Source organism: Pseudomonas sp. R2-37-08W (assembly GCF_003851705.1).
GTDB lineage: Bacteria > Pseudomonadota > Gammaproteobacteria > Pseudomonadales > Pseudomonadaceae > Aquipseudomonas.
This window is the reverse complement of the sequence record NZ_CP027728.1, coordinates 4747089-4770845: the sequence shown is the minus strand read 5'-3', so window position 1 is coordinate 4770845 and position 23757 is coordinate 4747089. Positions and strand designations below refer to the sequence as shown.

Sequence of the window (23757 nt, the reverse complement as noted above, 5' to 3'; positions counted from 1 at the left end):
ATGAACAGGATTCATCTGAACACCGCTGGCGCGGGCCTGATGTCACCGGCCACGCTGAATGCGATCCAGAGTTTTACCGCCACAGAAGCGCAAATGGGCAGCTATGAAACCGAGCTGGCCTACGAGGCGCTGCTCAACGACGACCTGTACCGCCTGGTGGCCAAGCTGTTGAATGCAGAGCCTGCGCAGATTGGCTTTTTCAGCAGCGCCACCGAGGCCTGGACCAGCATTCTCGGCAAGCTGCAATTTCCCCGAGGTAAGCGGGTGTGGGTGTCGACCTCGGAATACGCCGCGAACCTGATCTTTTTCAACTACCTCAAGCTCTCGCGTGAGATTCGCGTTGAAGTGATTCCAACCACGGCCACCAGCCCGCTGGACCTGGATTGGGTGCGGCGTCATCTGGACGACGATGTGTTTCTTGTCAGCGTGTCGCACCTGCCGTCGTGCTGCGGGGTGATCAATCCGGTGGAAGCGCTGGGTGCGCTGCTCAAGGGTTCGAACGCACTGTATGTGGTGGATGCGTGCCAATCGCTGGGGCAGTTGCCGCTGGACGTGCGTGATATGCACTGTGATTTATTGACAGGCGCGGGGCGTAAGTTTCTCTGCGGGCCCCGTGGCAGCGGGATTGCTTATGTGTCGCCACGCCTGCTGGGCCAATTGCAGCTGAATTTTGCAGACCTGCACGCCGCCAGCACCGATGGCCAGGTCAACCAGGTGGATGCGTCCGGCGCTCGGGTGCTGGAGATCGCAGAAAAGAGCCTTTCGGCCCTGGTGGGTTTGCACACGGCGGTGCAGGAATACCTGCAAGTAGGCGGCGGGCAGGTGAGCACGGAGCCCTATGCGCTGCTGGCGCAGGCGTTGCGGCGCCTGCCGCAGTTAACGCTGATGTGTGACCAGTTCGAACAGACCGGGATTGTCTCGTTCGTGCCGCATAACGTGCCGGCCAAGGCATTTGTTGACCAGGCCCGCGCGCTGGGGCTCAACCTCTGGGCAGGCACTGCCGCCCATACTCCGTTGCTGCTCAAGGACCTGGGAGTCAGCCACTTCGTGCGTGCCTCGGTGGGCCGGCATATCACCCTCGCCCAGGTCGAGCAGGCGCTGGTCATCCTGCGCAGCCTATAGCTTCGGCATTTACTGGGCGGCGATGGAGTAACCGTCAAAAGCGCTTTGCTGTTGCAGTGCGGTCACAATGCTCTTGCGCGTGACCGGCTGCTCCACGCCGCTGTTGTCAACGAAGGTGTCACTTTCCAGCTCCGCCTCGTTGTCTTCACCTACAAAGGTAAGGCCCAGGAACTCCAGCGCTTCGCGGTCCACATTGAGCTTGGAACGCGGCGTGCGCAGCGGCAGGGTGACGCTGATGCCATCCTTGCTGATCACAAACACCTCGGCGTCCTTCTTGGCGCGTGCGGCCTTGCCCTTGCCGGCGCTCGGGTTGCTGATGGCCTGGTGCGACTGGTTCAGCACCTTGAGGGCCAGGCCGTAGACCAGCTCCTGGAATTCAGGGTCGTCCTTGAAGCTGGACAGCAGGCGGCTGATGGAGAACTTGCTGCTCAGGTCTTCCAGGGCAGCGTTGTCGGCGGCTTCGGCGTCCTTCAATTGCTTGAGCTGGCCCATGAGGTCGTAGGCTTTGTCATCGTCGAAGGCGTCATGGGCCTGACGAATGGCCACGCGCAACTCGCGGATCTGGTCGCTTTCCTTGGAAGTGTGAAACGCGTCCAGCACCATTTCGCTGATGATCTTGGCCGCTGGCACATGCTGTGAAAGATTGATGGCGTTTTCATACTCGGCTTTGGCGTGCGAGACGACGACGGAGGCTTCGGCGGATTCAGCGGTGTACGCATCGGACATTGAAATTTCACTACTTCAGTAAACGGGGAGAGACAAAAAAGCGTCGGGCATTTTCAGGGGGCCGGGGAGTCAGGTCAAGGCGCCTTCTGAAGGTGGACCCGGTCAGTAGTGATAACGGCACATGAGGATCTGTACTTCATCCTCCTCGATGCCATACACCAAACGATGCTCTGCTGTGATTCGCCGAGACCAGTAGCCGCTCAGGTTGTGTTTGAGGGGCTCAGGTTTTCCAACACCTTCAAATGGGTCTCTTTGAATCGCTTTGATGAGCAGGTTTATACGCTTGAGCCCTGCCTTGTCGTTTTGTTGAAACCACAGATAATCGTCCCAGCCCTCAGGGGTAAAGAGTATTTTCATTCTTCAATCAACTGCCTTGGCTTGGCTTTGCCGGCTCGTAAGCTGTTGACTGAGTTGATGAGGCGTTCGGCATTTTTTGGCGAGCGCAATAAATAGGCTGTTTCCTCGAGAGCATTGAATTCTGACAACGAGATCATCACCACCGGTTCGCCTTTTTGTCGGGTCAGGAGCAGTGGAATGTGATCTTCATTAACGCGGTCCATGGTTTCGGACAGGTGAGCACGCGCATGGGTGTAGTTGATAGTTTCCATGAAAACATCCTCGTTTTAAGCTTTGAACGTACAGAAATACGTACATATCTACAAGAGGCATCTTATCAGCGGTCGAATTTGTGGACGCATGCATCAGTCCAGCTGCTTGAGGCACGCTTCGAGCTTATCCAGGCCTTCCTCCAGCACGGCCGGCTCGATGGTCAGCGGTGCCAGCAAGCGGATGATATGCCGTGACTTGCCGCTGGGCATCAGCAGCAGGCCGGCAGCCCGCGCCAGGCTCAGCAATTGGGTCAGTTGCTTGGCGGCGGGCGTGCCGTCGGCATGCGCCAGTTCAATGCCGCGCATCGCGCCGACACCGGTGAGGCGGCCCAGATATGGCGACAGGTGCTGTGCGCGCCACGCTTGGTAACGTCGCACGATCGCCTCCTCCTGCCGGGAACCCCATACCTGCAGGTGTTCATCGGTCATCACATCGAGGGTTGCCAGCGCGGCGGCGCAGGCGATGGGATTGCCGGAATAGGTACCCCCAGACCGCCCTTGGGCAGGTTGTCCATCAGTGCCTTGCGTCCCACCACCGCCCCCAGCGGCACACCGCCGGCGATGCTTTTGCCAAGCAGGATCAGGTCAGGTTCAATGCCCAGGCGCGAGAAGGCGAATCGCTGCCCGGTGCGACCGAAACCTGACTGGATTTCGTCGGCGATCAACAGGATGTCGTTCTCGTCACAAAAACGGCGCAGGGCCTGGGCGAATTCGGTATCCAGGGCGAGGAAACCGCCTTCGCCCTGTACCGGTTCAATGATGAAACAGGCTACGTCGTTGACGTCGATTTCCACGCTGAACAGGCGGTCCATAGCCTTCAGCGCTTCGGCACAGGTGACGCCGTTGTCGGCGCTGGGGTAGGGCAGGTGATACACCGGGCCGGGCAATACGCCGACTTTTTGCTTGTACGGCGCGACCTTGCCATTGAGGTTGAGGGTGGCCAGGGTGCGCCCATGAAACGCTCCGTCAAACGCAATCACCGCCGTGCGGCCAGTGGCGCCGCGCACAATCTTCAAGGCATTTTCCGCGGCCTCAGCGCCGCTGTTGGTGAGCATGCCGCTGACCGGATAGCTCACCGGAATAAACGCGGTCAGGCGCTCCATCAAATCGATGTAGGGCATGTGCGGCGCGGCGTTGAACGCGTAGTGGGTGAGTCTGGTCGCCTGCTCACGAATCGCGTCCACCACGGCGGGGTGACAATGGCCGAGGTTGAGTACGCCGATGCCGCCGATAAAATCGATATAGCGTTTACCTGCGGTGTCCCAGACCTCAGCGTTTTTACCATGGCTGAGGTTGATGGGATGGACGATGGAAATCGATTGGCTGATCGTTTCGCGGCTCATGAATCGTTGACTCGGCAGTAATGGGCTCGGTGTATCTAAGCTGCGTGAGCGCCTCTGCCGCAAACGAAATAAAGTCGCCGGGTCATTATTAAAAGTCGGGATCATTCATTCCGAGACTCCATTCTTCCCCGCCGCCTTGGATCGATATAACGCCTGATCGGCGCGCGCCATCAGGGCTGCCGGTGACTCCCCCGCCCGCCGTTCCACCACGCCCAGGCTCAGGGTTATCTTGGGATCAGCGACGGCGAACAGGTTCTGGATTGTGTGGCGCACACGTTCGGCCTGTTCCTTCGCCGTCTGCAGAGTGCTGTTGGGCAAGACCAGCATAAATTCATCGCCGCCCCAGCGGGCCAGCACATCACCGGCACGTACGCAGGTTTCCAGGCCTTCCACGACCTGGACCAGCGTCTGGTCGCCTACGCCATGGCCATATCGGTCATTGATCGGCTTGAAGTCATCGATATCCATAGCCACCAGCGCCAATGGCAAGCGAAAGCGCTCGGAGCGGTCGCACTCCTGGAGCATCACTTTTTCCAGGCGATAACGGTTGGCGATGCGCGTCAGGGCATCCCGTTCGGCCAGGGAGCGGTTTTCGACCAGTTGCAATTGCAACTGCTGATTGACGCGCGACAATTCAAGGGTGCGCTCGAGCACCAAGGTCTCAAGGGAGCGGTTACGCTTTTGAAGACGTTCAATCGAGCATTTGCGTGCATGGATATCGCGGTGTGCGCCCACCATGCGCGCTACCGAAGTGTCGGGATTGCGCGCAATGATGTAGCCACGGTCCTCGATCCAGAGGTACGTGCCGTCGTATTTTCGACAGCGGTATTCGGCTCGGTACAGGGGCGCGCGTTGGCAGACATAGTCATCAAATCCGGCCATCACATGGGGATAATCCTCGGGATGGATCACGCTTTCCCAGGTGAATACGCTGTTTTCCAGGGAGTGGCGCGGATAGCCAAGCATTTCGTACCAGCCGGGATTGCGGTAGACGAACCCGGTATTGGCATTCCAATCCCATATCCCGTCGCTGACCAGTTCCATGATGGCATGCAACATGTCGGTGCTGATATTGGCAAGGTCATTACGCAGCGGTTCGGTGCCGGGTGTATCGTCCATTACACGCTTCCTGCATGAGCGGGCTTTCAAGGCCAGCTTTCGTTGACGCCGATACTCCGTGGCTGACGCTACTGTACAACGTGGTTGGCGGCCTTTGAATAGGGCAGGCAGACTGTTTCAGGAGCGCGGCGCAATCATTTTCGTCCGAGGCTTGCCATCCGCGTTGTGCTGGTAAATCGCCTCAGGCTGGCCCTGCCCGTTGAAAAACACTTGGCCGATCCCGGCTGAATTCCATAACCGCTCGCCGGCTTCGGCATGTTCCGGAATGTGCGGTACCACCTGCATGGTGCGGCGCCGGGTAAACCAGTTCAGCGGCGAGCGTGGGGAGTAGAGCCAGCGGTTGAGACGGTCGAACCATTCGAGCAGGCGTGGTGGGAATTCGTTCTTGATGCCGCTGCTGGTGATTTGCCAGATCCTGGGGCCACCGTTTCGGTGGCGGATCAACACTTCGTAGACGAACGAATAATGCACGTCGCCCGACAGAATCACGTAGTTACCTGGTGTGCGGGAATGGCGGAAGATGTTGAGAATCACCTGGGCGGCGCCGCGATGGGCCATCCAGTTTTCAGCGTCTACCAGCAGCGGGTAACCGCACCAGCTGAATACCTTTTGCACGGTCTCGATCAGCTTCACGCCGAAAACCGGTGCAGGCGAGACGATGATGGCCGAAGGGTGGTCGAGCAGCTCCTGCTGCAGTTCGCTCAGGGCTTCCCAATCCAGCAGGCCGGAAGGTTGCTTGAGAGTGAACTCGCTGCGCCAGCGTCGGGTGCGGGTGTCGAGCACCACCAACGCGGGGGTGGTAGGCAGTACGTAATGCCAGTGTTGGAATTTACGCAGCGCATCGAGTAATTCGTCCTGCGCGGCTGCGTCCAGGTGGTTGGCCTGGGCCTGGGTGGTCAACGCTTGGGTCTGGCTCACCAGTTCGACAAACGCATCCGGCTGGTTGCCCCAGCCCTGGCATAACAGGTAGGCCAGCAGGGCGTTGCCGATGATGCGTTTGGAGAAGGGGTGGCCGTAGGCGGTTTCTTCCCATTGGGCGCTGAGGTTCCAGTCGTCGGTGATGTCATGGTCGTCAAAGATCATCAAGGTCGACAGGTGGGCAAATACCCGCGCGACACCGGGCAGGCTGTCGCGGAATCGCTCGATCTGGACCTCTTCGCGGGCGTAGCGCTGCTGTCGTTCCAGGCTCAGTGGCGGGCCCTGAAGCGTGGTCAGCGTCCAGGGCGTGGGCGACCACGCCAGCAGGTACATCGCGATGACTTCGGCAAAGGTCACGAGGTGGTTGTCGGCGGTGCTGCTGGTGAAAATCGGCTTTTTCACGCCGCCAAAGAAGCGCTCGCGCAAGGTCTCGTTACTGTCCAGGGCCGGCAGTAAATCGGCACGGTGATAATAACTGGCGGGATGCCCATAGAGGCTGGCGCTGTCATCGACCACAGCGCCTTCGAGGTATTCATCGAACAGGCCCAGCCGTGCTATCAACCCATGAATCGCCCGCAGCATCGGCCCGGCGACATCGTCGGCATAGACCTGATCGCCGCTCATCATCAACAAGGCCGGACGTTCGGCCGGGGTTTTGGCCTCGGCCAGCAGACGGTCGACGCACAGCAATCCTTCGTCGGCACTGTGATGGGGTTTGCGGCATGAGCCGTGCACCAACTGATGGATACGGCTATGCAACACGAAACTGGGGTATTGAGCATTCGCGTACAGCAGGTGCGGTGCCCAGTCGGCGATGCCGGTGTCGTCAAACAGCAGGTCGTAGCTGATCGCCACGTCCAAAGGCAGCGCTTCGTCCAGCGCCACATCGATCAAATGAATAAACGCCTGGCGCCCCACGGGTACCACCTGGCATTGGTCCAGGGGAATTTCCAGTGTTTGCGCCGGCAGGTGCAGCTTCAGCGTCAGTGCCAGTGCTCGACTGCCTACCAGCCACAACACCAGGCGCCGAGCTTCGAGACGTCGCAGCAGTGGGCCGGCCAATACGGCGGGCAGTGCGTCGGAGTGCGGCATGCAGACAGTGGCCCCAGGTTGGATTGAACCGGCGAGTTTAAGCGAGTGAATGTGATGGTTTTGTTAAGGAGGGATGTACGAAGGGCCGTGCACTGCCCTTCGTACGCGGCTAGTTAAAGAAGGTTGCCTTGACCCAGGCTGTCGAGCCCACCCCCTCTGTTTTTGCGTCGGTCATTGGTCGCCATGCCATCAGGCTCGGCGGCGTTGAGCTGCATGTGGGTGGTGTCGATGCTGCGTTTCTTACGCTGGGGCTCTGCATCATCCTGTTGCAGAGGTGGGTATTGAAAGCTGCCCAGTGAGGGGTTGATTCCGCTGACCATGGATGTTTCCTTCTATGAGGAGAGGATGCTTCGCCCGTCGGGACGAAGTAAGGCCAACCTTAATAGCGGCAGAAACGAGGCTGCTATAAACGCACTGCTGCAAGATATGACTGTGGCTGACGAGCCTCTTCAGAAATCATCCGCAGGGCGGTCAGCGCAGTTGTCCATTCCCGCAGAGGTCGCGCCTTCCGCGCCTTCCGCGCCTTCCTGCACAAAAGCCGCGCGATGTTCCGCCACCACATTACGCAACGCGCTGTAGTAATCCGGCAGTTTTTGCAGGCTGTCGGTGAGCGGCAACAGCGACGCGCGGGTGTCGACAGTACCGCCGACCAGGCTGATGGTGCCCAGGGTCTGCACCGTATCGCTGTCGCCCAATGGCGAAACCAGGAAGCTCAAGACCTTGCCCGCCGCATCCCGGCTGTTGTGGGTGCCCAGCAGTGGCAGTTCGACAATGGGGCCGTTGCCCACGCCCCACACGCCGAATGTCTGGCCGAAGTCGGCTGTATGGCGCGGGATGCCCAGGCGATCCGACACATCGAACAGTCCCACCACGCCCACCGTGGTGTTCACGGCGAAGCGCCCCAGGGTGTTGACCGAGCGCCGCGGGTTGCCTTGCAGCAGGTCGTTGATAAATACCTTCGGCTCACTGAAGTTGCTCGCAAAGTTATGCACACCCGCCTGGAAAAATTCCGGCAGGTAACGGTAACCGCGCGCCACAGGCGCCAGGGCGTAGTTATCCACAGCGCGGTTGAACGCAAATACCCTGCGGTTGACCGGTTCGGCAGGGTCATACACCGGATTGTTCACCTGCGCGCAGCGGGTGGTGGGTGTCAAGGGTGGAGGGCTCGCACAGCCCGCCAGGTAAGACACAGTCAGTAACAGCACGGCGTGGCGGGCCAGGTGCCGTGGGTTGGTCAACGCGTGCATGGGCACAGTCTCCGCAAAAGGGAGGCCGATGCTGGCATTGCCGCCTTGCGCAAAGATGTCTGCTTTATTGCGTTGCTGACGCTTTATTGCACGATTGAAATATATGACGGAGCGCGTCGAATAGTTTTAGATGGCGCCTTGACCCAGTCCAGTGAAGCCTGCCGGTGAGCAACCTGTTAATCGTCGACGATGACCTTGAAGTCCTCGCCCTGCTGAAGAAATTTTTCCTGCGTCATGGCTATTCGGTAGAGACCGCGGCCAGTGGCGCTGAGCTGTGGGCGGCCGTGGAGCGCCAGCCCGCCGACCTGATTATCCTCGACCTGATGCTCCCCGGCGAAAACGGCCTGCTGCTGTGCCAGCGCCTGCGCCAGCAATACGCTACGCCAGTGATCATGCTCACGGCCATGGGTGAACTCAGCGACCGCGTGGTGGGCCTGGAAATGGGCGCCGACGATTACCTGAGCAAACCCTTCGACGCTCGCGAACTGCTCGCCAGGGTGCGTGCGGTATTGCGCCGGGCGGGTGAAAGCCGGCCGCCGATGGGGGAGGCCGCGCGCCCGCTGATCCGTTTTGCCGGCTGGCAACTGGACGTTATGCGCCGCGAGTTGCGCTCGCCCGACCAGGTGATGATTCCGCTGTCGTCCGGCGAGTTCGATCTGCTGCTGGTGTTTCTCGAACATCCGCAACGCGTGCTCACCCGCGAACAGTTGTTGAACCTGGCGCGCGGCCATAGCCATGATGCCTTCGACCGCAGCATCGACGTGCAGGTGAGCCGCCTGCGCCGCAAGCTGGAATTCGATACCAAGCGCCCGGCGATGATCCGCACCGTGCGCAATGGTGGCTATCAATTCACCGCCAGCGTGACCCGTTCATGATCCAGCGTCCGCGCGACACGGTGGCGCGCTGGATCGCGCTGACCGTGCTGGTCGCGATGATCACCGCGCTGGGATTCAATGCCTTGTTCGTGCAACTGGCGGGGGTATGGGCCAGGCCGCCGTTGGCTGAAACCGGCCTGCTGGAAAAGGTCGCGGTGGTGGTGCGCGTGATCGAGGCGTCCGAACCGGCGCAGCGAGCGCATCTTGCCCAGGTGATAGGGGACGGGTCCTTCAGGGTGACGTGGGCGGCACAGCGGGCGGCGTTTAATCTGCCGGTGCTGGCTGACCCGGATTTCAACACGGGCGAGCGCGTGTTCAAGCACCTGCTTGAAGGCCCGACGCGCCCCATGGAGGCCTATGAACCTGCCGACTGGCCCGACGGCAACGGCCAGTACGTACTGTTGATGCAACTGACCGACCGATCCTGGCTGATGTTCAGCACCGGTACTCGCAGCTGGGGCCTGGACGATGGTGTGCGCAGCCTGATTGTGGCGCTGCTGGTGCTGGTCTCCACCGCCTTGGTCACCCTGGTCGCGACCCGACGCCTGGCCCATCCGCTGCAACACTTCGCCCGAGGTGCGCGGCGTTTTGGCAGCGACTTTCGCGCGCCGCCGATCGAGCCGGTGGGGCCTCACGAAATCCGCCAGGCGATTCTTGCCTTCAACAGCATGCAGGCGCAGTTGCGCCACTTCATCCAGGACCGTACCCAAATGCTTGCCGCCATCTCCCACGACCTGCGCGCGCCGCTGACCCGCCTGCGCCTGCGCGGTGAGTTCATCGAGGATAGCGACCAGCAACAGCGACTGTTCCGCGACGTGGATGAAATGCAGGCCATGATCAACACCGCCCTGGAATTTTTCCGCGATGACGCGCGCCTGGAACAGGCCACCCAACTGGACCTGGCGGAGTTGCTGCAGACCCTGATCGACGATTATCGCGACCAGGCCATCGACTTCACGTTTAACGGGCCGCCACGTCTGGTGTATTTCGGCCGGCCCCTGGGCCTCAAACGCGTGATGACCAACCTGATGGACAATGCCATCCACTACGGTGCGGCGCCGGAAATCGAGTTGCAGCACAAGCAGGATACGGTGGTGATTCGCGTGCTGGACCGTGGCCCGGGCATTCCCGCAGCGCATCGGGAGGAAGTATTCCTGCCGTTCTATCGTCTGGAGGGGTCACGCAACAAAAGCACCGGCGGCGTAGGGCTTGGGCTCTCTACCGCACGAGCGATCGTGTTGGAACATGGCGGTACCCTGACCCTGGCCGAGCGCCAGGGTGGTGGGTTGGAAGCCGTGGTGATATTGCCGGTATGACATTCACCAGACAACGCATCAGGTAGGCGAGACTTCAATCACCCTGGGCACCGTAAACCGGAACTCACTGCCCCGGCCCAGCTCACTTTCGGCAACAATTTCGCCGCCATGGGCCTGGACGATGCCTTGGGTGATGTACAGCCCCAAGCCGCTGCCGGTGGGGTTGTTTTCGGTTTTGGTCCAATAGCGCTCAAACACATGAGGCAACTGCTCCGGTGCAATGCCTTCACCGGAGTCGCGCACCGAGAACACGATTTCTGCACCGTTGCTCATGGCGCTGACGCCGATATTGCCCAGGCGCGGGGTGAATTTGATGGCGTTGCCAATCAGGTTCGACAACACCTGGAACAAGCGCTCCGGGTCGGCATTGATCAGCAGACCGGGCTCGGCGTTGAACGACAGGTCGATGCCTTTTTCCAGCGCCAACGGTGCGAGCAACGAATAAGCCTCATCGAACATATGGCTCACATCCAGCGGCACGGGTTTGACGACATAGCGCCCGGCCTCGATTTTCGAGGTGTCGAGCAGATCTTCCAGCAGTACATTCATGCGCCCGGCCGCCTGTTGCATGGTGTCGATCGCCGAGGAGATGCGTCGCGAAGTGTGCGGGCCCTCGGAGCTGAACGCTTTTCGCATCATGCCGCAGAGCATGGAGATGACAGTCATCGGGTTACGCAAGTCGTGAGATACCACGGCCACCAGGTCATCACGCGCCCGCACGGCCTGCTGCTCACGCTTTACCTGGCGTGCCAGGTCGTTTTCCAGGGCCGAGCGGCGCAGGTCGTTGGCGGCGAACAGGTCGCCATGGCTCCACTTGGTGGAAATGCCCGCCATGACCACTTTCCACACTTCAAACGACGTGCGTGGGCGAAGGTGCAGGCCCGCGTGGGAGCTTTCCAGGTCCAGCGGCTTTTGCGGGTCACCGCTCCAGTGGATGTTTTCCTTCACCTCCGGGCGGAACCACAGCACACCGTTATCCACAGGCTTGGGCAGCTGCAGGGCCAGGACGCCGCTGGCCAACTGCTGGAACTCGGCGGCCGGCGGGTATACCGAGACCAGGTTGTGGCTGGCGAATACCGGTTCGTCGCGCTCTTGCAGCCACTTGTGCAGCGCGCGGATCTGCGCCGGTTCCGGGCAGTGACCGTAGCAGTGCAACTGCTTGTCCTCGATGATCGCCACGCCGCCTGCTTCTGTCAGCTCCATCAGCAACTGACTTTGTTGGGCCAGGCCGTCGAACACACTGTCCTGGGAGGCCTTCAGCGCTTGATCGAGAAGTGCCAGCGCCTGAACTTTTTCCTCGCGTTGACGGCTCAGTTCCAGGGTCTCCATGGCGCTGATCTGCAACGACAGTACTTGGCCGATGGTCTGGCAGGCGGTGCGCAACTCGTTCGGCACCAGCAGCGGCTCGCGGTTGCCGCAGCTGATCAGACCCCATAGCGTGTCGCCCTTCATCAACGAGATGCTCATGGACGACAGTACGCCCATATTCTTCATGTATTGGCAGTGAATCGGCGACACGCTGCGCAGGGTGGCGAAGCTCAAATCCAGCGGCTCGCCGGTGTCTGGGCGCAGCTTGGGCAGCAACGGTACTGGCTCGTAGGCCGCGTTGGGGATAATGCGCAGCCAGTTGGTGCGATACAGCTCGCGGGCCTGCTCCGGAATGTCGGAGGCGGGGAAAAACAACCCGTTGAACAGCTCCATGGACGGCGCTGACGCTTCGGCAATCACCTGGCCGTGGCCTTCCTCTTCGAAGCGGTAAATGAGCACGCGGTCGTAACCGGTCATGGCCTGGATTTCATTCACGCTGATTTCGTACAGCGCTTGCAGGGTTTTCGCCGCCTGCAAGCGTTGCAGCATCTTGCCCAGGTTACTGGTGCGACCGTTCAGCGCGCGTGGGCGGAAATCCTTGATTCGCGGTTCGAACTCCAGCACCAGCACGTTCTGGTGGCGGTGCAGCAAGCCTTCGAAGTCCGCGCCATTGAGCGTGACATGCAACGGTGGCATGTCGAAGAATGTGTCGGTTTGTGCCATAACCTGCACCGCCTGGGCGTGCTCTACGCCGATCAAGCTGTGCAGCGGCTGGCCGAGCAGCGCTTCGGGCGCATGGCCGAACAAGCTGCCGACGTTGGCGCTGACCTGGATGATCTCCAGGCCGGGTTCCGACAATGTCAGCAGCACACCGTGAGGCTGGATCGCTCCGGGAAAGCGGATGGGCTCGTCGGCGCAGTTGGCAAGCAGCTCTTTAAAATCGTCGGGTTTCATAGCAGTACCTTCTGGCTGTCGAGCCATTGCTCAAAGCCGCTGAATGTGGAGCGCGCAGCCATGACTGCGCTCGCTCTGGCTGTTGTGTCCAGCGGCAGGCGACCCAGGTAGTCGAGAAACTCTTTCCAGCGTCGGCCGGTCTCGGCGCCATAAATATCGAGAAACGCACCGCCGTTGTCGGCATCGATCCCCAGGCGCAGGGCTATTTCGCGGCGCAACACTTGTCCACCGAGGGTCGCGCCTTCCAGCACATACAAGGCGCCAAGGCAGGCAGCGGGTGTGTCCAGGGGCGGAAGCCGGGTGCAACGGGGCAGGGTGCTGATGGTGTGCTCATTCAGGCCGAGGGCGCGGAGGTCACTGACCAGCGTCGGCGTTTTCGTACGCAATACGGCGTCATATCCATGGGGAATCAAGCCGCCGTCATACAGCGCCGCTTCCATCGGCTGATAGAAACCGTAGTAGGCCTGGAGCAAGCGCCGGTACCAGTCTGTATCCAGGCGCTCGGAAAAGAACGGCAGGCGCTTTTCCAGCGCGACATGCAACAGCCCGGTGCCTGTGCGCAACGTTTCCAACAAGGATGGCGCACCAACGTCATGGGCTTCTGAGTGCATTAATGAGCTCGAACTGTGGGCCTCTCGGCCATGAATGACGCATGAAAATGGGCGACGATTCTACACAATTCATTGTCGTCAGCTTACGCAACAAGCGAAAAGGCTGACCGGTAGATCAGAAAAGTCACTCCTTGTAGATAAAATGACCGCAGGCCTTGGCATGAAGTTCGGGTTGAATGATATCGCCGCGCTATTAATGCACAGACGAACCTTGCTGGGTCAATGCTTTTTGCACGCACTCAAGCAAGTGGTCGGTACTCCAGGGTTTGGGCAAAAACCGCACCGAGCCGCCCAGTTGCGACGCTATCGTGGTGTTGCCGGACGTCAGCACCACTTGAACCTCAGGCCAACGATGCGCCACCACTCGGCTCAAGTCATAACCATTGAGCAAGCCGGGCATCTGAATATCACTGACAATCAAGTCCACGGGGTCATCGCCCCGCTCCAGATAAATCATCCCTTCATCCGCCGAAGGGAACGACTTCACTACTGCGCCGAAGTCCTCCAGCACATCCACCATCAACGCCCGAATGATCTCGTCGTCTTCCAATACTAAAATCGATGGCTGAGCCATGATCCTTACTCCACCATCAGGGTTCAGTAGGGTGGAGTGGAGGCGGGGCATATAGGTTCGATTGGATGTTTTTTAAACGATGGGTGGTCGTTTGGTGGTCTGCAGGAAGGTGGCTATAGGGGGCGCCAGTTCATAGCACAGGCCCGGTACGGTTATCGTAAAGCGGCTGGGGAAACGGCCATTTAAACGGGCATAATTGTCGGCAACACTCGATGCGGAGCCCTCTGATGAAGTACGCCTGGTTGACCCTTGCCCTGATCTTCAACACACACGGGGCCTTTGCTGCCGGCGATGCCGAGGCGGGCGGCAAGCTCTTCACCAAGACTTGCGGTGGCTGCCACAGTGTGGGCGAAGGCGCACGCGGTGGGTTCGGACCGCAGCTCAACGGCATCATCGGCCGGCCTGCGGGCACTACTACGGATTATCAGTATTCCGACGCGATGAAAAACTCAGGCGTGGTCTGGACCCGCGACAAACTTGCCGCCTACATCGAAGCGCCGAAGAAAGTGGTGAGCGGTACGCGGATGATTTTTTGGGGGATCAGTGATCAGGAGAAGATTGAGAATATATTGGCGTATTTGGAGAGGTTTCAGTCCAAGTGATCGCTGAGGCAAGGCGGAACACCTTTGGAAGCTGTCATGCCCGACTGCCTACCGTTCGCGCGGTAAAGCGTGTGCGAACACCACGCCGTTGAACGTTTGGGTGCAGCAGTCGCAGAAGGGTTTCATGTGCTCGGGCGTCAGCTGTGGGTTGACCTTTTGCAGCAGGCCAGCCTCGTCCACCCACAATCCGCTGTAGCAGCTATTCTCGCCCGTACTCACGTATTCCTGCTTGTCGCTTTCATGCAGCGCAACCATCCAGAACACCGGCTCAGGACGATCCAGGCGGGCGTTGGCTTCGCTGAAAACCTTGCTCCAGGGGTGGCCGACTTTGGACAGGAGAAAACGGAATAGAGGCGTGTAATCGTACCCGTGTCTTTGATGACTGTGCATTGAGCCACGGGTTGATAGCGCTCGCTTTTCGCTTTTGCTGTGTCGTTCATATCTGTAAGCACAGCAACTCCCATGGCGTACGCCATGGGTTCGGGTGTTGACTGAGCGATAGAGGAGAGGCTTTTGCAGTGTAGGTCTCATTGCATCAAGACCTCTTCTTAGGTTGATTCGGAGGCGGTGGCCACGCGCCTTGGTAACGGAAGGAAATCTGGTAGTCGAGGTGGTCGGGTTCGATCATGTGCTGGAAATATGGCTGAATAATCGTTATCCAGTTAGGCAGCATATTGAATACATCGGCATATATCGCGGTTTCCTCGCCTAAACCCAACGCTTTGAGAATACTGTCTGAGTCCTCGATATCTGCTGAATACTCATCCGCCTTCAAGTTATTACTGTGTTTTTCGTACCACCGCAGTCTGATTTTCATGACCATTTCCATGTTCCTCTTTATCGGTAAATTCGGCGTTTTGGGTCAGCCGCGCCCACGCCCGCCCAACAGACTTAAACGGGCGAACTCTTTGAACAACTTCAGCGGCACATAACCAGTGGGGTCAGCGAAACGGGTGAAGCCGTCCGGCAGTTGGCACGGCTTGATGAAAACGCAGCCGGGAGGTGTGACTGGCGTAGGGGCAGGAGATGGCTCGAATGGAATAATCGCCGGCGAATAGGGCACGCGTGACGGTTGCGGGGTCAGGATTTGTTGCCTGCGTAGCTGTTCTTCAGTCGGTGGATAAAACGTTCTGACATGACCGGCTCACTTCCTTGTGCGAGGGAGTGAGCCTACGGGGGGTGATCAGGGGGCTGGAATTAGCAGTATTCGACGGTGGGCGTGGGAAAAGTAGACAAAAATATCACTGGGTTTCGAATATTGCGATTTTCGTTTGTTTCGTTTAGGTTGGGCCCATTGAGTTAAGTTACGACGGAGCAGCATCATGATCACCAATCGCCTTCCCAAAACAATTCCTCCGCTGGAAAAGGAAGTCGAAGCCGCTGTGCAAGGCCAACGCGAGCTGGCTTCGTTGCTATCGACTAAATTCGAAACCCAGCGTATCGACATCTTCGACAAAGAAGACAAGCCCCACACCCTTGTACTCCCCACATCCGCGCTGCGCCTGCTGGTTGATATTTTGGGTGAGCTGGCACTGGGTAATGCGGTCAAAGTTGTACCCGTCCATGCTGAGTTGACCTCCCAGGAAGCTGCCGACCTGCTTAACGTTTCACGCCCGCATCTGGTCAAGATGCTGGAAGAAGGCGCCATTCCCTTTACGAAGACCGGTCGTCATCGGCGTATTCGATTTTCCGATTTGATGGCGTTCAAACAGCGCCGCGATGAAGAAAGTCAAGAGGCGATGGAGGAACTGGTACGGCAGACCCGGGAGTTGGGATTGGGGTATGACGAATGAGGTGTTCGCCTTTCACTGCGGTTTACGACGCCTGTGTTCTGTACCCGGCGGCTCTCAGGGATTTGTTGATGTGGCTTGGTTTATCCGGGTTGTACCGGGCGCGATGGACCCGACAGATTCATGAAGAGTGGAAGCGTAACGTCCTCAAGAACCGACCTGATCTCACTCCCGACCAGGTAGATAAAATTTCGGCATTGATGGACAAGGCCATACCAGACGCGTTGGTAACAGGGTACGAAGACTTGTGTTCAAGTTTGGATTTGCCTGATCCAGATGATCGTCACGTACTGGCCGCGGCGATTCGGAGTAAGGCGGAAGTTATCGTGACCTTTAACTTGAAAGACTTTCCAGTGCGGGTACTCGCGGCTTATGACATAGAACCGATGCATCCCGACGACTTTATCTCGGACCTTTGGGACTTGGATCAAGCGGCCGTGTTGGCGGCAGTGCAGAAGCAGAGGCGCGCACTAGTTAGGCCGCCGATGAATGGGGAAGGGTATCTCGAGATGTTGATGCGGCAGGGGCTAGTGCAGACCAGTAAGCTGCTTGGGCCTTATGAAGTAATGTTGTAGTTTTAGCCTACGATTGCTGTACTTAACCAGTTCCCCATTTTGATCGGAATACATCGTTTAATCCGTGTGCAGGCAGTAAAAAGACCTTGGGACGCCAGGGTCTTTTTTTGCCCGCTGATCAAATAAGCAAGTGCTTGGAAATCAACCGTGAAATTTCCACGATCGACGTCTTGCCGGTGAACTCGAATTTCACCTTTCCCAGCGACGAAAAGTAAATCTCCAACTCCGAATCCAGATCAAACGTCCCCGAGGTTTCCACCGAATACGCCACGATGTTCTTATAGGGCAGCGACGTGAAATCCTTCTTGCTGCCGGTAATCCCCTGCACGTTCACCGCGATGATGCGCTTGGTGGTGAACACCACGCCGTCGCGCATGGCCTTGTACGCGTCCACTACCTCTTCGCCATCCAACAGCAATGAAGCCACGCGTTCGGCGTACTCGTTGTTTTGTTTGAGCTTGAAGAAGCCTTTGTTATTGAAGTCGATCATGTGCCTGCCCCTGGGTGAATGGTGTGGACGGTGTATGACGTTTTGATCACGAATCTGTATCTAACGCGCGCATTTTGAACGCCCTACCATGGCGTCCAACCCTAAAACGTTGACCACATATTTCGGGAGTCCGACCATGCCTGAACTGTCCAGCTGGCTTGCCTATGCGCTGATATCGCTCGGCATGGTGCTGACGCCCGGTCCGAACATGATTTATCTCATTTCGCGCTCGATTTGCCAGGGGCGCACCGCCGGGTTTATTTCCCTGGGCGGCGTTGCGTTGGGCTTTTTGGTTTATATGCTGTGCGCGGCCTTGGGTATTACCGCGCTGGTGATGGCGGTGCCCTTTGCGTACGACGCCCTGCGCTTTGGCGGGGCGCTGTACCTGGCTTATCTGGCCTGGCAGGCGGTCAAACCGGGTGCCCGCTCGCCGTTCCAGGTGCAGCGCCTGCCCCAGGACAACCCGCGCAAACTATTCACCATGGGCCTGGTAACCAACCTGCTGAACCCCAAGGTGGCGGTGATGTACCTGTCGTTGCTGCCGCAGTTCATCGATCCCAACGGCAGTGTGTTGATGCAATCCCTGGTGCTGGGCTCCACGCAGATTCTCATCAGCGTGAGCGTGAATGCGGTGATTGCTACGCTGGCGGGGTCTATCGCAGTGTTTTTCGTCACCCGGCCGGGGTGGCAGGTGGTGCAGCGCTGGTTGATGGGGTCGGTGTTGATGGGGTTGGCGGTGCGGATGGCGGTGGAAGGGCGCAAGTAGATCAGCGCGCCATCACGTTTACGATCACATGCAAAATGAACTCAGGGCCGTAGCACGGTTGCCCATGTTCATCCTCGATCCGCCAGATGGAAGTGACCGTACAGGTCTCCTTGGGGGCGGCGAACTCTACGGTGATATGCACCGGTTGGCCGGGCAGTGTATCGGCGATAGAGGTTTCGTTGTTAAGGCTGCGCAGATGCGTGTCCATCACGACTTCCAATGGCGCGCCCATGGCGGTGCGTCGGGCTATGACATATTCACCGTCAACGCGTACCAGTTTTCGGCCCCGCCACGGGCGTGTGCCGAGGTTCTGGATCTCCCATGTTTTCTGAAAAATTTCGCCAGGCAGCACGACGGTCTGGTCGGGCGTGGTGACGTCTGCGTTGAAGACGGCGATGTCGCTTGAATCACGCAGGCCTACAGCCCGGTTGGTGGTCGCCATTGAGTTGGAGTCAACCGGAGCGCCCGCCAAGTCGGCGAAGTAACGGAACAGCAGCAGCGGGGAAACCTGCAGCACTTTGGCCAATTTGATCAATGTGCGTACCGACGGATCTTGTGAGGCGCCGCCTGCCAGCCCGTATAGGTAGGTCCGGGAAATGCCGGCCTCCTTGGCCAGGGTTGTCATGGACTTACCCAGTTCCCGGCTGCGCCGTACGACCAGGGCTCGGAGGGTGTCGCGTGTCTTGATACTCATATTCGGTTGTGATCCCCAGTCCTCGGTGAGGCTGCTCACCTTGTTCGCCAAAAAGAACAACCTGCTCGCCGCTACGTGTAATGAGCAAGGCACACTTACTCCCAACTGGCGACGTTATGAAGGACATGGATAGGTCCCTATTTTTGGTTGGCTATATCCAGTGTCGCGGTTTCTCACATGCTTGCGAACCTAGTGTGTGTTGCATTCCTTTACATCTATCTTTGGATATAGCTATGACTCAAATAAAAAAATGCTGTGAATCCATCGTTCGATCAGGCTTCGGTATCTTGCAAATACCTGAAGTCATGCTGGGAAACTACAAACAAATTGTTGATGGATACTCGTCAGTCTCCCAAGCAACCAAGGCAGAATTTTCGTTCAGTCAGGATACAGACGGTTTTTTCCCATTTGGTGCTGAGTATTCAGGTATTGAGGACCAGCCTGACCTCTGTGAGCGATTCTGTTACTGGCCTGCGCATGCGTCCAAACGAATAGGTTTTGAATTCGCCCGAAGTGGCTTTTTCGCGGCGGTGGATATCTTTGAGCAACAGATCAGCACGTTGGCGCAGGAGTTAATGGACGGTATCTGCGACGAGTTTGGAGTAGCCCCACTCGCCCCATTTCGCTTGGCTTCCTACGTGCAGTTGTGTGTCTACGGTGCTCAGGCTGTAAACATTGAGCGTCGATTCGCCCAGGATCCTCATGAAGACGGTCATATGTTGTCTTTTATCAAACCTACCCGCGAAGGGCTGGTTTTGGTGAAAGGGGGCTCGCTTGAACCTGTGCGTCTTTTGGAAAATGAGATTGCGGTGCTAGCAGGGTCTTTGCTGACTGAGCTGATCATGCAATTCCTGCGGCTTATCACGCGGTTCTCGCGCCTCAGAGGCCGATAGCCAGAAGCTCGTTGATCTACTTTGCGAACCCGAGCCCAGGGCAAGTGCTAACCAGTTTTTTCCGCAGGCAGGCAATTGACATGAGTGGCGCCGTAAATGCCCGTCACATCCGGTTTGGTAACCAGCCTATTCAGCTCCTCTAAATGTGCCCATGGGCACGGACACTTTATGGCTCCCTACTTCAGTGCGCTCTACCTCGAAGGCCTGCTCCTGGGCATCGGTCTGTTCGCAGCCCCAGGCCCGAAAGACACCTTGGTCATCCGTCAAGGTGTCAGCCGTGGTCCCATCTGGGGAGTGGTCGCCGTCTGCGTCGTCTCCGATATGCTGTTGATCGCCTTGGGCATCACAGGTTTGGGTTCTCTATTGGACAGCCGTCCCAAGCTGGTAGCGCTGTTGCTACTTTCCGGTGCGGCCTATTTACTGTGGTTCGGTGGGCAGCGCCTGCTGGCTTGCCTGCGTGACCAGTCCATGCCGGACACCCAGGTCGGCCATTCGCAACAAGGGCTGTTGCGTGCGGCGATGGTGCTGGGTTTTGCCAACCCCTACGCGTGGCTCGATACCGTCGTGCTGATCGGCTCGATCGGTGCCGCTAAACCGGCAGGCCAGCAAGCACTCTTTGCGACGGGGGCGATGACCGCGTCGCTACTGTGGTTTGTAGTGTTGGCGCTTGGCTGCCAGCGCTTGACGAGGTTGTTTCGAACGCGGGTGGTGTGGCGCTGGCTGGATGCGGGGGTGGCGGTGTTGATGGTGTATCTCGCCGGAATGCTGATCACCGATTCACTGGATGTCTTTCAGGTAGTCCTTGAGGGTGGTTAGCGGTGCGATCAGTGCGTCGAGCTGATCCGTACTGTTTACGGCGGTTGCCAGTCGTTGCAGTTCGCGCCCCATTACCGTATCGGTTCCACCCAGTGCTGTCAGCGCCTGCCTGATGCACTCATCAATTTTGAGCTGAATTGTCCCCACATCCCCCTGGCGCACCAACAACCCAAAAACCTCGCGGTCATACGCTTGCATCACCGGATCATCTCGCAAAACCGGACTGCCGCCGTCTGTCTCATGCACCAGCTTCAGTGCAAAAAGCGCAACCGCTTCCAGCGTCAATTCCATGGTCTCTGTTCCTGGGGCTTTAGGGGAGGGCGATGATCACTGTTCTGCGCGTGAAAAAAAAGACCCCATGTTGAAGCGTTTGGCACTTGTTAAAAGCTTATGCATTACGTGGAGTAAGTATCGCCATCCCTGAAGCATTTGCGGCTCAGCCATCGTTGCTCCGGGCAATGGTCAGCCGTTCTTGGGCTCAGCGTGAGGACCTCAGGTAAATGCCGGCCTTCATATCCACTGATCATTCACGGCGGTACGGTCACCGCCTTCATGGCCGGTGTTCAAAATGCCGCGTGGCTCAATCATCATCAACTTGGCTTCGCCTTCGGCGGCCGTTCGGTGCTCTACGCCACGGCGGACCACGTAGAGTTCACCTGGCTCCACATAGACCGGGCCACCTGGAAGGTCGATACGCAACGTTCCTTCCAGTACCAGAAAGGCCTCGTCGGTTTCGGGGTGGGAGTGCCAGATGAACTCGCCCTCAATGCGTACTACCTTGAATTGGTAGTCGTTCATTTCGGCGACGACGCGTGGGCTCCATTGTTGGTCGATGAGGGAGGCTTTTTGGGTGAGGTTTATGGGGGAACGCTGGACCATGACGGATGCTCGGATGTAGGAGAGTGGTCAGGTTACTGGCGCACGGCGTGGGAGGGCTTGTACGATCTTGCAGGACGGCGGTGGACGATTTTGCCATCCCATGTTCAACGCCTGTTTTCAGCTAAAAGAAGAAGCTGGCCACCTCCGGCACGCCGGTTTTGCTAAAGTTCGCTACCCATGGGCCGACAGCCTTAGTTCCCATCTCACGGATGATTTGAAATGCTCCGCTTCGTCTTTTCCGGCATTGCCTTGCTCGCCGTCGCCGCGGCTTCTAATGCCCAAGCCCAGACCGTCACCACGCCCGAACAGCTGCTGACCGAGTTCTCTCGTTGCGACGCGCGTTTTTTCGAGAGCCTGGGCAACGCCCGCCTGCCGGCTAATACCGTGCGCCTTAGTCAGTACGGCTCGGTCAAGGCCCCGACCATCTTGAATCCGCTGCAGGAAGGTGGCACTTACCAACAGTTCGACACACCCCTGATCGTCAACGGCGTGCGTATGGTCGGCTATTACAACCAGGCCCAAACCATGAAGGACGTGGGCAATTTTCTGTTCTGGGGTTTCGTAGCCGACGGCTCGCCGCAAGAGGTCGCCGCAAAACTCAAGCCGCTGATTGTCGACAACACACGCTTTGTCAGTCAGGGCAAAGCCATCACCCGCGCCGAAATTCGCCGCGTCGGTGACCCGATCGGCCAATGGCGCACCGAAGGCTTGACCGGCCCCGGCGTTGCCACGCCGTTTGGCTTCGTAGACCGTGTGTTGATGGTCGACACGGGTGACGCGTCACCGCCACTGGCAGGCCACACCACGGTGTTCTGCTCGCTGCAAGGCACCGTGACCGCGCCGCTCTTGCAGGTCTATCGCCCTGACCTCAACGCTCGCTTGTTCGACTAACGAGGAAGTCTTCATGAATGCTCGCTGGCCCGCACTGATCACAGGCATCTTCATCCTCACCGGATGCGCCGGAACGCCAAACCCGCAAAAAGCCAACCTTGCCCACTGCGCCAATCAGTTCAAGGCGTCCAAAGCCGAAAACTACCCGCTGGTGCTGCAGGAAGGTGACGTATGCCTGCAGAAAAATACGCTGCCCCCTCGCTGCAAAGTTTGATTTACGCAGTTCAGGCCGACGCCTACAGCAACCTCAAGCGTTTTCCCGAAGCCGTGGTCGCCAAGGAAAAATCCATGCAACTGGCGGTCAAGCCTGATCCGCGCGACAACCTGGACTTGAGCGCCATGTATCGCGACGTGGGTAACCCGAAAAAAGCCCTTGAGCTTGTGCAGTACAACCTGGACAACAATTTGGGAGAAGCCGGAAAGGGGGCCGGCTTCCATATGCCGACCTACTATCATCTGGGCCTCGCGCTGACAGACCTGGGTCAGTACCGAGAAGCCGCTGAAGCGTTCAGCACGGGCCTTCAGCGCCAGCCGGACTTTGCGTGGGCCTTTTATGCGCGCGGGATCGCGTACGACCATTTGGGCGATAGGGAGTACGCCAAGGCCGATTTCCTGAAGTTCTCGCAGATCGTCAAAAAAAAGTACGTGAAGGAAGAGAACACGGCCAAGCTTGCTGAGTATGGGATTTCGGTGCCGTAATAGAAAACAGAAGCGAAAAGGGGACGGGTTTATTTCCTGGAAATAAATCCGTTCCCTTTTTTTGTCCAACTTTCAAGAAAGAACCATGAAGGCTTTATGACGTGTAAGCCTGCCGCACTTTGCCGGCGAGCCAAGATAGCGTTATCGCCGGAATTGAGAGAACAGCCGCATACAGGATACCGACAGCCAGCAACGGGGAAGCATCAGAAGTAACTAAAATCACCGGGATCTGAGCAAGCATTACCACGGCGCCTGCGGACCACTGGGCGCTTTTTAGCACGGCTCCAAGAATCACTGACAGAGCAAGCGCGGCGGGATAGATGATGGTCCAATAACTGGCCAGGTCCCAAGGCTCCTTGGTTGCTGTGATTGTTGAAACAACGGTCCAAAAAAACAGGGACACAACGCAGGTAGCTGTGAATGCCATGATTTCCTATGTTACTTCGTCGAAAGACCGGTGGACGCAATCGGAAACCCGAAAAGGGAACGGATTATTTTTTCTGGAAACCCCGTCCTCTTTTAATGTCCGGTTTAACTGAGTGCAGGCAATCAAAACCTTATTGGAAAAGCGGGTCAACCATGAAAACAACACGGGCGGCAATTCTTCTGGTACTCACCGCCGTCGCAGGCCTGAACGGTTGCTATGACTACCGCAGTGGCAAACATTGGAACGTCACTGATGACCGCGATTGGAAACCGGTGTCCCACGTGACGTGGGTCAATCAGTCCTGTAACCCACCCGTCACGATCTCAACGGCAAGGGCCGGGGAAAGCTACGCTCATTCTCTGTTCCTTATTCCGCTGGGGTTTGGGGGAGGGACTGGTAACCCGCCAACCACCTCTTTTATT

29 protein-coding genes and 1 pseudogene are annotated in these 23757 nt (G+C 58.2%); 12 read left to right on the top strand and 18 right to left on the bottom strand.

What is annotated here, in order from left to right:
* Nucleotides 1-1122: an aminotransferase class V-fold PLP-dependent enzyme gene (locus C4J93_RS22015; RefSeq protein WP_124430456.1), complete on the top strand. Its 1122-nt coding sequence runs from the start codon at nucleotides 1-3 to the stop codon at nucleotides 1120-1122.
* A 9-nt stretch (nucleotides 1123-1131) separates the two neighbouring features.
* On the opposite strand, the gene C4J93_RS22010 is transcribed toward C4J93_RS22015, so the two are convergent.
* The 8 genes and pseudogenes from C4J93_RS22010 to C4J93_RS21975 form a co-directional block, all read right to left on the bottom strand.
* Nucleotides 1132-1848 (bottom strand): hypothetical protein, encoded by a 717-nt coding sequence (locus tag C4J93_RS22010; protein ID WP_124430455.1) that lies wholly within the window; start codon nucleotides 1846-1848, stop codon nucleotides 1132-1134.
* 102 nt (nucleotides 1849-1950) lie between these two features.
* Entirely contained in the window at nucleotides 1951-2205 is a 255-nt protein-coding gene (locus C4J93_RS22005; protein WP_124408130.1) for a Txe/YoeB family addiction module toxin, read from the bottom strand.
* Nucleotides 2202-2456: a type II toxin-antitoxin system prevent-host-death family antitoxin gene (locus C4J93_RS22000; protein WP_124368289.1), complete on the bottom strand. Its 255-nt coding sequence runs from the start codon at nucleotides 2454-2456 to the stop codon at nucleotides 2202-2204. Before C4J93_RS22000 ends, C4J93_RS22005 begins: the two co-directional genes overlap by 4 nt.
* A 93-nt stretch (nucleotides 2457-2549) precedes the next feature.
* Nucleotides 2550-3799, bottom strand: a pseudogene (locus tag C4J93_RS21995) (aspartate aminotransferase family protein).
* Between the two features lie 105 nt (nucleotides 3800-3904).
* Entirely contained in the window at nucleotides 3905-4918 is a 1014-nt protein-coding gene (locus tag C4J93_RS21990) for a diguanylate cyclase domain-containing protein (RefSeq protein ID WP_124430454.1), read from the bottom strand.
* Nucleotides 4919-5035: 117 nt separating this feature from the next.
* The gene (locus tag C4J93_RS21985; RefSeq protein ID WP_124430453.1) at nucleotides 5036-6928 is read right to left on the bottom strand and encodes an alkaline phosphatase D family protein; all 1893 of its coding nucleotides are present in this window, start codon (nucleotides 6926-6928) and stop codon (nucleotides 5036-5038) included.
* A gap of 113 nt (nucleotides 6929-7041) precedes the next feature.
* Nucleotides 7042-7248, bottom strand: coding sequence for a hypothetical protein (locus C4J93_RS21980; protein WP_124368285.1), 207 nt, complete (start codon nucleotides 7246-7248; stop codon nucleotides 7042-7044).
* Between the two features lie 129 nt (nucleotides 7249-7377).
* Nucleotides 7378-8175 carry a VacJ family lipoprotein gene (locus C4J93_RS21975; protein WP_124430452.1) on the bottom strand — a complete coding sequence of 266 codons (798 nt, stop codon included), beginning with the start codon at nucleotides 8173-8175 and terminating at the stop codon, nucleotides 7378-7380.
* A gap of 164 nt (nucleotides 8176-8339) precedes the next feature.
* Here C4J93_RS21975 and C4J93_RS21970 point away from each other — a divergent pair, with 164 nt between their 5' ends.
* Together C4J93_RS21970 and C4J93_RS21965 are read left to right on the top strand one after the other, a co-directional pair.
* Nucleotides 8340-9050: a response regulator gene (locus tag C4J93_RS21970; protein WP_124430451.1), complete on the top strand. Its 711-nt coding sequence runs from the start codon at nucleotides 8340-8342 to the stop codon at nucleotides 9048-9050.
* Entirely contained in the window at nucleotides 9047-10366 is a 1320-nt protein-coding gene (locus C4J93_RS21965; protein ID WP_124430450.1) for a cell wall metabolism sensor histidine kinase WalK, read from the top strand. The genes C4J93_RS21970 and C4J93_RS21965 overlap by 4 nt, the downstream gene beginning before the upstream one ends.
* A gap of 18 nt (nucleotides 10367-10384) precedes the next feature.
* On the opposite strand, the gene C4J93_RS21960 is transcribed toward C4J93_RS21965, so the two are convergent.
* From C4J93_RS21960 to C4J93_RS21950, 3 genes are all read right to left on the bottom strand, one after another.
* Complete coding sequence (locus C4J93_RS21960; RefSeq protein ID WP_124430449.1) at nucleotides 10385-12628, bottom strand: ATP-binding protein; 2244 nt, start codon at nucleotides 12626-12628, stop codon at nucleotides 10385-10387.
* Nucleotides 12625-13239, bottom strand: coding sequence for a biliverdin-producing heme oxygenase (locus C4J93_RS21955; RefSeq protein ID WP_124430448.1), 615 nt, complete (start codon nucleotides 13237-13239; stop codon nucleotides 12625-12627). The genes C4J93_RS21960 and C4J93_RS21955 overlap by 4 nt, the downstream gene beginning before the upstream one ends.
* A 193-nt stretch (nucleotides 13240-13432) precedes the next feature.
* Complete coding sequence (locus tag C4J93_RS21950; RefSeq protein WP_124430447.1) at nucleotides 13433-13813, bottom strand: response regulator; 381 nt, start codon at nucleotides 13811-13813, stop codon at nucleotides 13433-13435.
* A gap of 227 nt (nucleotides 13814-14040) precedes the next feature.
* Between C4J93_RS21950 and C4J93_RS21945 the strand changes: the two genes are divergently transcribed.
* Nucleotides 14041-14415, top strand: a complete 375-nt coding sequence (locus tag C4J93_RS21945; RefSeq protein ID WP_124430446.1) for a cytochrome c family protein — start codon at nucleotides 14041-14043, stop codon at nucleotides 14413-14415.
* 48 nt (nucleotides 14416-14463) lie between these two features.
* Here the strand turns inward: C4J93_RS21945 and C4J93_RS21940 are convergent, their stop codons facing one another.
* Nucleotides 14464-14805: a hypothetical protein gene (locus C4J93_RS21940; protein WP_305955620.1), complete on the bottom strand. Its 342-nt coding sequence runs from the start codon at nucleotides 14803-14805 to the stop codon at nucleotides 14464-14466.
* Between the two features lie 145 nt (nucleotides 14806-14950).
* Nucleotides 14951-15238 (bottom strand): colicin E3-like toxin immunity protein, encoded by a 288-nt coding sequence (locus C4J93_RS21935; protein ID WP_124410715.1) that lies wholly within the window; start codon nucleotides 15236-15238, stop codon nucleotides 14951-14953.
* A 499-nt stretch (nucleotides 15239-15737) separates the two neighbouring features.
* On the opposite strand from C4J93_RS21935, the gene C4J93_RS21925 reads away from it, so the two are divergent.
* Together C4J93_RS21925 and C4J93_RS21920 are read left to right on the top strand one after the other, a co-directional pair.
* Complete coding sequence (locus C4J93_RS21925; protein WP_124430445.1) at nucleotides 15738-16208, top strand: helix-turn-helix domain-containing protein; 471 nt, start codon at nucleotides 15738-15740, stop codon at nucleotides 16206-16208.
* Entirely contained in the window at nucleotides 16205-16780 is a 576-nt protein-coding gene (locus tag C4J93_RS21920) for a PIN domain-containing protein (RefSeq protein WP_124371779.1), read from the top strand. Before C4J93_RS21925 ends, C4J93_RS21920 begins: the two co-directional genes overlap by 4 nt.
* Nucleotides 16781-16898: 118 nt before the next feature.
* On the opposite strand, the gene C4J93_RS21915 is transcribed toward C4J93_RS21920, so the two are convergent.
* Entirely contained in the window at nucleotides 16899-17270 is a 372-nt protein-coding gene (locus C4J93_RS21915) for a PH domain-containing protein (protein WP_124405218.1), read from the bottom strand.
* Nucleotides 17271-17406: 136 nt separating this feature from the next.
* Between C4J93_RS21915 and C4J93_RS21910 the strand changes: the two genes are divergently transcribed.
* Nucleotides 17407-18036, top strand: a complete 630-nt coding sequence (locus C4J93_RS21910) for a LysE family translocator (protein ID WP_124430444.1) — start codon at nucleotides 17407-17409, stop codon at nucleotides 18034-18036.
* A gap of 1 nt (nucleotide 18037) precedes the next feature.
* Here C4J93_RS21910 and C4J93_RS21905 read toward each other — a convergent pair whose 3' ends face one another.
* A complete protein-coding gene (locus tag C4J93_RS21905; protein WP_256660103.1) occupies nucleotides 18038-18769 on the bottom strand; it encodes an NBR1-Ig-like domain-containing protein in 732 nt (243 codons plus the stop codon).
* A 194-nt stretch (nucleotides 18770-18963) separates the two neighbouring features.
* On the opposite strand from C4J93_RS21905, the gene C4J93_RS21900 reads away from it, so the two are divergent.
* Complete coding sequence (locus C4J93_RS21900; protein WP_256660102.1) at nucleotides 18964-19623, top strand: 2OG-Fe(II) oxygenase; 660 nt, start codon at nucleotides 18964-18966, stop codon at nucleotides 19621-19623.
* Between the two features lie 168 nt (nucleotides 19624-19791).
* Nucleotides 19792-20439, top strand: a complete 648-nt coding sequence (locus C4J93_RS21895) for a LysE/ArgO family amino acid transporter (RefSeq protein ID WP_124430443.1) — start codon at nucleotides 19792-19794, stop codon at nucleotides 20437-20439.
* Here the strand turns inward: C4J93_RS21895 and C4J93_RS21890 are convergent.
* A complete protein-coding gene (locus C4J93_RS21890) occupies nucleotides 20401-20730 on the bottom strand; it encodes a hypothetical protein (protein WP_124430442.1) in 330 nt (109 codons plus the stop codon). The genes C4J93_RS21895 and C4J93_RS21890 overlap by 39 nt on opposite strands.
* Before the next feature lie 219 nt (nucleotides 20731-20949).
* Nucleotides 20950-21318: a cupin domain-containing protein gene (locus tag C4J93_RS21885; RefSeq protein ID WP_124430441.1), complete on the bottom strand. Its 369-nt coding sequence runs from the start codon at nucleotides 21316-21318 to the stop codon at nucleotides 20950-20952.
* Between the two features lie 219 nt (nucleotides 21319-21537).
* On the opposite strand from C4J93_RS21885, the gene C4J93_RS21880 reads away from it, so the two are divergent.
* Genes C4J93_RS21880 through C4J93_RS21875 form a run of 3 tightly spaced genes read left to right on the top strand, consistent with a single transcriptional unit; the run spans nucleotide 21538 to nucleotide 22908 of the window.
* Entirely contained in the window at nucleotides 21538-22209 is a 672-nt protein-coding gene (locus tag C4J93_RS21880; RefSeq protein ID WP_124430440.1) for a hypothetical protein, read from the top strand.
* 13 nt (nucleotides 22210-22222) lie between these two features.
* Nucleotides 22223-22423: a hypothetical protein gene (locus C4J93_RS27505; protein WP_256660101.1), complete on the top strand. Its 201-nt coding sequence runs from the start codon at nucleotides 22223-22225 to the stop codon at nucleotides 22421-22423.
* On the top strand, nucleotides 22381-22908 hold the full coding sequence (locus tag C4J93_RS21875; protein WP_256660100.1) for a tetratricopeptide repeat protein: 528 nt from the start codon (nucleotides 22381-22383) through the stop codon (nucleotides 22906-22908). The genes C4J93_RS27505 and C4J93_RS21875 overlap by 43 nt, the downstream gene beginning before the upstream one ends.
* Nucleotides 22909-23002: 94 nt before the next feature.
* On the opposite strand, the gene C4J93_RS21870 is transcribed toward C4J93_RS21875, so the two are convergent.
* A complete protein-coding gene (locus C4J93_RS21870; protein WP_124430439.1) occupies nucleotides 23003-23335 on the bottom strand; it encodes a hypothetical protein in 333 nt (110 codons plus the stop codon).
* Nucleotides 23336-23757: the final 422 nt, after the last annotated feature.